Source organism: Mycolicibacter sinensis (assembly GCF_001667945.1).
GTDB lineage: Bacteria > Actinomycetota > Actinomycetes > Mycobacteriales > Mycobacteriaceae > Mycobacterium > Mycobacterium sinense_B.
In genome coordinates, this window is the sequence record NZ_LZJK01000142.1 from 22,999 (window position 1) to 30,031 (window position 7,033).

The window sequence follows — 7,033 nt, forward strand, 5'->3', positions numbered from 1 at the left end:
CGGGTGGATACCGCGTCGAGTGAGTTGCTGACCTATCGCGGTGGGCACGGGGCGCCGCTGGTGCTGGTACACGGGCTGATGGGCCGCGGCAGCACCTGGCCGCGGCAGTGGGTGTGGCTGACCCGGCTCGGGGCGGTCTACACCTATGACGCACCGTGGCATCGTGGCCGTGACGTGGTCGACCCGCATCCGATCGCCACGGAAAGCTTCGTGGCCGATCTGGCGGTCGCGGTGCAGCAGCTACCAGGTCCGGTGCGCCTGGTGGGCCACTCGATGGGCGCGCTGCATTCGTGGTGCCTGGCGGCCCGCCATCCGGAGCTGGTCTCCGCGCTGGTGGTCGAGGACATGGCGCCGGACTTCCGTGGCCGGACCACCGGAGCCTGGGAACCGTGGGTGCATGCCCTGCCGGTCGAGTTCACCCGGGCAGAGCAGGTGGTGGCCGAATTCGGCGAGATCGCCGGGCGGTACTTCCTGGAGGCCTTCGACCGCACCGAGACCGGCTGGCGGCTGCACGGTCAACCCGCGCGCTGGGTGCAGATCGCCGCGGAGTGGGGCACCCGCGACTACTGGGAGCAGTGGCGCGCCGTGCGGGCGCCGTCGCTGCTCATCGAAGCCGGCAACTCGGTGACGCCGCCCGGGCAGATGCGCGAAATGCACCGCATCGCTTCGGCCAGCACTTACCTGCGCGTCCCCGACGCCGGTCATTTGGTGCACGACGAGGCGCCGCAGGTCTACCGCGAGGCTGTCGAGTCGTTTCTGTCCTGACCGGGCAGCGCGAAGCGGTCGTCGGCGAGCCGTTCGACCAGCCCGTCGTCCAGCAGCGAGGCCAGGGCGCGTTCTCGCTGAACTTCATCGATCGGCCAGGCCACGTCCAGTTCTGCTCTCGTGACCGGAAACGCGTTGTCCCGCAACACATCCAACAGGCGTCCGCGCACCTGGCGGTCGGTGCCGGCATAGCGTTGGGCGGGCCGTTTGGCGGCGCTGCCGGGCGGGAATCCACGGTCTCGCCACGCGCAGGAACGCAACGGGCAGGCGGCGCAGCGTGGTGCCCGCGCCGTGCACACCGTGGCGCCCAATTCCATCAAGGCGGCCGAGAATCGGGCGGCCCGCGCGGCATCGGGCAGCAGGGCGGCGACGTCGGCATGGTCGCGTTTCGCCGACGGCGTCCCGGCGTCGGCGCGTCCCTGCACGGCGCGGGCCACCACCCGGCGCACATTGGTGTCGACGACCGGAACCGGTTTGCGGTAAGCGAAACAGGCCACCGCCCGCGCGGTATAGCTGCCGATCCCCGGCAGTTGTTCCAAGACCTCGACGTCGTCGGGGACCACGTCGGCGAAGTCACGGGCGATCACCGTCGCGCATTCATGGAGTCGTTTGGCCCGGCGCGGATAGCCGAGCTTTCCCCAGGCCCGCAGCACCTCGGCGGGGGTCGCGGCCGCCGTTGCCGACGGTGTCGGCCAGCGCACCACCCAGTCCGACCAGATCGGCAGCACCCGCGCCACCGGGGTCTGCTGCAGCATGAACTCGCTGACCAGGATCTGCCACGGCGTCACACCGTCGGCCCGCCACGGCAGGTCGCGTTCGGCGAGGTCGAACCAGCCGAGTAGGTTGCCCGCGTCGATGCTCATCGGCCGGCCGTGCACAATGTCGGGTATGCCGAACTCGAACCCGATATCCGCGTGGAAGGCACTCAAGGAGGGTAACGAGCGCTTCGTCGCCGGCGAACCCCTCCATCCCAGCCAGGATGTCGCGCGCCGCGCCGCCCTGGCCAATGGCCAGAAGCCGACCGCGGTGGTGTTCGGCTGCGGTGACAGCCGGGTGGCCGCCGAACTGATCTTCGACCAGGGTCTGGGCGACATGTTCGTGGTGCGCACCGCCGGCCACGTCATCGACTCGGCGGTGTTGGGTTCCATCGAGTTCGGGGTGGCAGTGCTCGACGTGCCGCTGATCGTGGTGCTCGGTCACGACAGCTGCGGCGCGGTCAAGGCGACGCTGTCGGCGCTGGACGGCGGCGCCGTGCCGGGCGGCTACCTGCGTGACATCGTTGAGCGGGTGACCCCGTCGATCCTGCTGGGCCGGCGGGACGGGCTGAGCGCCGTCGACGAGTTCGAGACCCGCCACGTCAACGAGACAGTGGCGCAGTTGGCCGCTCGGTCCACGGTGATCGCCGACCAGATCGCGGCCGGGAGGCTGGCGATCGTCGGCGCGACCTACCACCTGGCCGACGGGCGGGTGCAGGCCCGCGATCACCTCGGTGACATCGGCGACTAGGGCGGTTCAGCGAGGCTCGACGAAGCAGAGGCGAAGCTGGAACCGCCGCGATCAGCCGGCGTAGACGGCGACGAGGCGGGCCAGGGACGAGCCGGCTCTGGGGGTACCCCCAGCCGCGCAGCGGCGAGGGGGCGAGCCGCACAGTCAGCCCAGCTCAGCCGCCGTAGCGCGGCGTGACGACGCCGTGGTCGTAGGCGTAAACGATGGCCGCGGCGCGGTCGCGCAGGTCGAGCTTGGCGAAGATGCGGCCGATGTGACTTTTCACCGTCACCTCGGAGATGAACAGGTCGTCGGCGATCTCACCGTTGGACCGCCCCTGGGCGATCAACCGGAGCACATCACGCTCGCGTGCGGTCAGCTCGGTGACGGCCTGCGCGCGATGTTCGACGGTGACGTTGCGGTAGGTGCTCAATACCCGGGCGGTGACTGCCTGGTCGAGGTAGCCGTCGCCTCCGGCGACCGCGCGCACGGCGCGGATCAACTCCTCCGCCGGCGAGTCCTTGAGGACGAACCCGGATGCGCCGGCCCGCAACGCCGCCGACAGCAGCTCATCCTCATCGAACGTGGTCAGTGCCAGGACCGGCGGCGAGCCCGGGGTGGCGGTAAGTCCGCGGGTGGCTTCGATCCCGTCGAGGCGCTTCATCCGCAGATCCATTACCACCACATCCGGGCGGTGCTCGGCGACCGCGTCGGGAACCTCGTCACCGTCGGCGCATTCGCCGGTGACGACGAACCCGTCCTTGCGACGCAGAATCCGGCGCAGCCCGGAGCGGACCAGGTCCTGGTCGTCGACCAGCAGCACGGAGATCTCGGGGCCGGCCATGTCAGAGCGGGCACCGCCACAACCGCGAGCCCGGGTCGGTCAACGGGATCTCGGCGCGCACCGACCACCCTTGCGGGCACGGCCCGGCATCGATGGTGCCGCCGAGCAGCTCGACGCGCTGGCGCATCCCGGCCAGCCCGCGACCGTCCCGAGATGCTGAGGCCACCGCGACCGGCATCTCATTGACAATGGACAGCAGCGCGGTGGCGGGCGAAACAGTAAGGGCCACCGTGGCTTTGGACTCAGGTGCATGCTTGGCGATATTGGCCAGCGACTCCTGGGCGATGCGGTACAGCGCCAGCCCGGTGGCCGCCGACACCGGATCGCTCGACCCCTCGCTGCGCAGCGTGACTTTCAGCCCGGCCTGGGCGTAATCGGCGATCAAATCCGCCAGGTCGGCAATGGCCGGTTCCGGGGCGGTGCCGGCCGGACCGTCCTCCAACAACCCGACCGTGCGGCGGATATCGGCCATCGCCTGCCGGCCCAGTCGCTCGGCATCGGTGAGTGCGTCGACCGCGTCGTCGACGTCGCGGTCCTGCTGCAGGGCATGCCGGGCCCCGGTGACGTGCAGCAGGGTGATGGACAGCGAATGCGCGATGACGTCATGCACCTCGCGGGCGATGCGGCGCCGTTCGTCGGCGGCCGCGTGCTCGGCCAGATCGGCCTGCAGCTCCTGTTGGGTGACGAGCAGCTGCGCCTGGATCCGGGTCAGAATCCCCACCAGCCAGCCCATTGCGGCCATGCCCAGATAGAGCGGCAGCGCGTCGAGGCGGTGCAACGCCGACGCCGCCGCCAGCAGGGCCACCGCCGACACAAGCGCAAGCGGTCCGTACAGCGATGGACCCAGTGCCGCGAACGCCCCCAGCGTCACCACCAGCAAGGCCGGCGCGAGATCGCCGTCGACCGGCGTAGAGGTCGCGAACAGCAGAATGGCGGTGGCCGCTAACGAAGTCGCCCACACCAAGCCGGGCAGGAACTTGACTCCGGCCGCAAAGAACAGCGCCAACGGTGCGAGCGCGAGCAGCGCCGCGGCGGCGGAAGCGGGAATGTCGGCGCGAGTGCGTTGTAGGGCCGATGCGACCAGGCTCACCACCATGCAGCCGTCGACCAGCAGGACGAACGACCAGGAGTAGCCGGTTGGGATGAGCCCAGCGCGCTGCCGGATCCGATCGCGCACAAACCCGGCCACCTCACCCAACATCGGCTCATCGTAGAAGGCAGGTCCGCCCGCGCACATCCTTCTGCGGGTGGAGACGCACTGCGCCCGGAGTGGGAGAACCAAAACCGAACCGCGGCACGATGTCGAGCCCGGTGATGATTCCTAGCGTTGCTGACATCACGTGGAACCAGTTTCACCAGCGGATGGCGTTTATGGCCGACCTGATCGACCGCGCCGCCGAAGCACCTGATTCAGCACTGCATTTCAACGGCAACGCCCCAGACATCGAGCGGCTGTTCGGCAGCGAGGAAAGCCTGCTGCTGGCATTGCAGCAGCGCTGGATGACCGCATTGGCGGCAAAACTCGACCAGGCCCACTACGACGGTGTGCCGGCCGAGCTGGCCAGAGCCGAACTGGCCGCCCAACAACCGGGCCTTCGCGCCCTTTTGGATGCCGCCGCGGCGCGATCGGTGCGGGTCCGAGCGCTGCAGCACCGTGAACCGAGGCTCGAGGAACTGTTCGACGGTGTGCCCTTCGGATTGCAGACCATTGCCTGAGCTGGCCGGCTTCGTCGCCCGGTTCACCCAGCGCTGGGCGGTCGCGGTGGTGCTGGCGTGGATCGCCGCGGCCGGTCTGGCCAATCTGGCCGTGCCGCAGCTGGAACGGGTGGTGGCGTCGCACTCCGGGTCGTTCATGCCCGCCGACGCGGCCAACAACGTCGCGGCCGGCCGAGCTGCGCAACTGTTCGGCGACGCGCCCAGCAACAACCTCAACTATGTTGTGCTGGAACGTGACCAATCGCTGCGGCCGGCGGATCGGCACTACTACGAGGCGCTGGTGGCCGCGCTGCGAGCCGATTCCCGCCACGTGCACGCCGTCACCGACCTGTGGACGGCACCGCTCACCTCGTCGGCGCCGCAGAGTCGCGACCAGCGGGCGGTCAATATGATGGTGCGGCTGTCCGGGGCGCTGGGCACGTCGGCGGCCGCCGAGTCGGTCACCGCGGTCCGCGATGCGGTGGCCCGGCTCGGCCCGCCCGCCGGCCTGCAGGTGTTCGTCACCGGGCCCGGCGCCACCCTGGTCGACGAGTTCGCGGCGATCGACCACCAGATGCTCGCGATCACCGCGGTGACCGTGCTGGTGATCATGCTGCTGCTGTTGCTCGTCTACCGTTCGCCGGTGACCGCGGCGGTCCCGCTCATCGCGGTGGGCCTGGCGCTGGCGCTGGCCCGGCCGCTGGTCGCCCTGCTCGGTGAGCATGGTCTCGTCGAGGTGTCGCTGTTCACCGTCGCGCTGCTCGCGGCGATGATCCTGGGCGCCGGCACCGACTACGCGATCTTTCTGATCGGTCGCTACCACGAGGGCCGCCGCCGCGGGATCGATCCCGCGGACGCCCTGGCCGCCGCCTACCGCGGTGTCGCCCCGGTCATCGTCGGCTCCGGGCTGACCATCGCCGCGGCGTTGGCGTGTTTGAGCCTGGCCCGGATCAGCATGTTCCGTAGCGCCGGAATACCCTGCGGCATAGGGATCCTGGTGGTCCTGGCGGCAGCACTGACTTTGACCCCTGCGCTGATCGCGTTGGCCGGCCGGCGAGGCCTGCTGGAACCTCGCCGGTCGCTGATCGCTCGCCGGTGGCGTCGGCTCGGGGTCGTCGTCGCACGCTGGCCCGGCCCGATCATGGCGGCGAGTGTGGGGCTGGTCCTGGTCTTGACGGTGCCGTTGATCGGCATGCAGACCGGCTGGAACGAGCCGTCGGCGACCCCGGCAGGTGTCGAATCCAATCGTGGCTACGCCGCGATGGACCGGCATTTCGCGGCGAATCAATTGCTGCCCGATATGGTCACCGTCGAGGCCGATCACGATCTGCGCAACCCGGCCGGTCTGCTCGCCGTCGAACGAGTCAGCCGGGCGCTCATGGCGATCCCCGGGGTGCGAGGTGTGCAATCGGCGAGCCGTCCGGCGGGCGCGGTACCGGATGAGGCGACGTTGAGTCATCAGTCCGGGCTGCTCGGCGAACAGCTGGGCGCCGGTGTCGATGCGCTGGCCGAGCGGCTGTTGCGGGTGAGCGATGTGGATGCCGTGTTGTCGCAGGTGTCCGCGGCGATGGATCAGCTGGGTGGCGGGCTGGCCGGCGGCGCCTCCGGTCTGCGTGAAATCGATTCGGCCGCTGCCGATATGCGCTCGGGGATGGACGGCCTGCGGCGCGACGTCGACGCGCTGTCGGGATATCTCGATCCGCTGCGGGGGTTCGTCGACAACACCCCGGATTGTGCGGTCAACCCGATCTGCTCGGTGGCGGCCCGGGTTGTCGGGCCGGTCGACGACGTCGCCCGCAGTTCGGCCGAATTGATCGATGGCGCAGTTAAACTGGCATCGGGATCCGGTACCGCGACGGCTGCGTTGGCCGGGCTGCCGGCCGCTGTGGCGTCGATGCGTGAGGTGCTGGACCAAGCCCGGGCCGCAACCGGCGAGTTGCGTGCCGTGGTGGATGCGTTGCCGTCGCAGTTGCGTGAACTCACCGCGTACCTGCGCGCGGTCGCAGGCGATTTCCAGGGCAGCGCGGCGGGCGGTTTCTATCTGCCCGCCCGCGCGCTGTCCGACCCGAGGTACGCCGAAGTGCTCCGCACGCTGATGTCACCGGATGGCCGGGCGACCTTGCTACTGGTCTACGGCGACGGACAGGAATGGGGGGCCGACGGGGCCCAGCGCGCGGAGCTCATCGAGACCGCGGTGCGGGAGGCGACCAAGGAGGGAACGCTGACCCCGGTGTCAGTGCACCT

7 protein-coding genes are annotated in these 7,033 nt (G+C 69.9%); 4 read left to right on the forward strand and 3 right to left on the reverse strand.

What is annotated here, in order from left to right:
• Positions 1–3: 3 nt before the first annotated feature.
• Complete coding sequence (locus A5694_RS18280; RefSeq protein WP_064923728.1) at positions 4–765, forward strand: alpha/beta fold hydrolase; 762 nt, start codon at positions 4–6, stop codon at positions 763–765.
• Here A5694_RS18280 and A5694_RS18285 read toward each other — a convergent pair.
• Positions 732–1,628, reverse strand: coding sequence for an A/G-specific adenine glycosylase (locus A5694_RS18285; RefSeq protein ID WP_064923734.1), 897 nt, complete (start codon positions 1,626–1,628; stop codon positions 732–734). The two genes, A5694_RS18280 and A5694_RS18285, sit on opposite strands and share 34 nt — an antisense overlap.
• A 25-nt stretch (positions 1,629–1,653) precedes the next feature.
• Here A5694_RS18285 and A5694_RS18290 point away from each other — a divergent pair, with 25 nt between their 5' ends.
• Entirely contained in the window at positions 1,654–2,271 is a 618-nt protein-coding gene (locus A5694_RS18290) for a carbonic anhydrase (RefSeq protein WP_064923733.1), read from the forward strand.
• 154 nt (positions 2,272–2,425) lie between these two features.
• Here A5694_RS18290 and A5694_RS18295 read toward each other — a convergent pair whose 3' ends face one another.
• Together A5694_RS18295 and A5694_RS18300 are read right to left on the reverse strand one after the other, a co-directional pair.
• Positions 2,426–3,094, reverse strand: coding sequence for a response regulator transcription factor (locus tag A5694_RS18295; RefSeq protein ID WP_064923729.1), 669 nt, complete (start codon positions 3,092–3,094; stop codon positions 2,426–2,428).
• A gap of 1 nt (position 3,095) precedes the next feature.
• Positions 3,096–4,295 carry a sensor histidine kinase gene (locus A5694_RS18300; RefSeq protein WP_064923735.1) on the reverse strand — a complete coding sequence of 400 codons (1,200 nt, stop codon included), beginning with the start codon at positions 4,293–4,295 and terminating at the stop codon, positions 3,096–3,098.
• A 98-nt stretch (positions 4,296–4,393) separates the two neighbouring features.
• Here A5694_RS18300 and A5694_RS18305 point away from each other — a divergent pair, with 98 nt between their 5' ends.
• Together A5694_RS18305 and A5694_RS18310 are read left to right on the forward strand one after the other, a co-directional pair.
• Positions 4,394–4,810 carry a hypothetical protein gene (locus A5694_RS18305; RefSeq protein ID WP_131809617.1) on the forward strand — a complete coding sequence of 139 codons (417 nt, stop codon included), beginning with the start codon at positions 4,394–4,396 and terminating at the stop codon, positions 4,808–4,810.
• The coding region (locus A5694_RS18310) for an MMPL family transporter (protein ID WP_064923730.1) at positions 4,803–7,033 on the forward strand (2,231 nt) is incomplete at its 3' end. The genes A5694_RS18305 and A5694_RS18310, both read left to right, overlap by 8 nt.

Coding starts and splice junctions, on each gene's coding strand:
- A5694_RS18285 (WP_064923734.1), bottom strand. CDS start 1,628: ATGAGCATCGACGCGGGCAACCTACTCGGCTGGTTCGACCTCGCCGAA.
- A5694_RS18290 (WP_064923733.1), top strand. CDS start 1,654: ATGCCGAACTCGAACCCGATATCCGCGTGGAAGGCACTCAAGGAGGGT.
- A5694_RS18295 (WP_064923729.1), bottom strand. CDS start 3,094: ATGGCCGGCCCCGAGATCTCCGTGCTGCTGGTCGACGACCAGGACCTG.
- A5694_RS18300 (WP_064923735.1), bottom strand. CDS start 4,295: ATGTTGGGTGAGGTGGCCGGGTTTGTGCGCGATCGGATCCGGCAGCGC.
- A5694_RS18305 (WP_131809617.1), top strand. CDS start 4,394: ATGTCGAGCCCGGTGATGATTCCTAGCGTTGCTGACATCACGTGGAAC.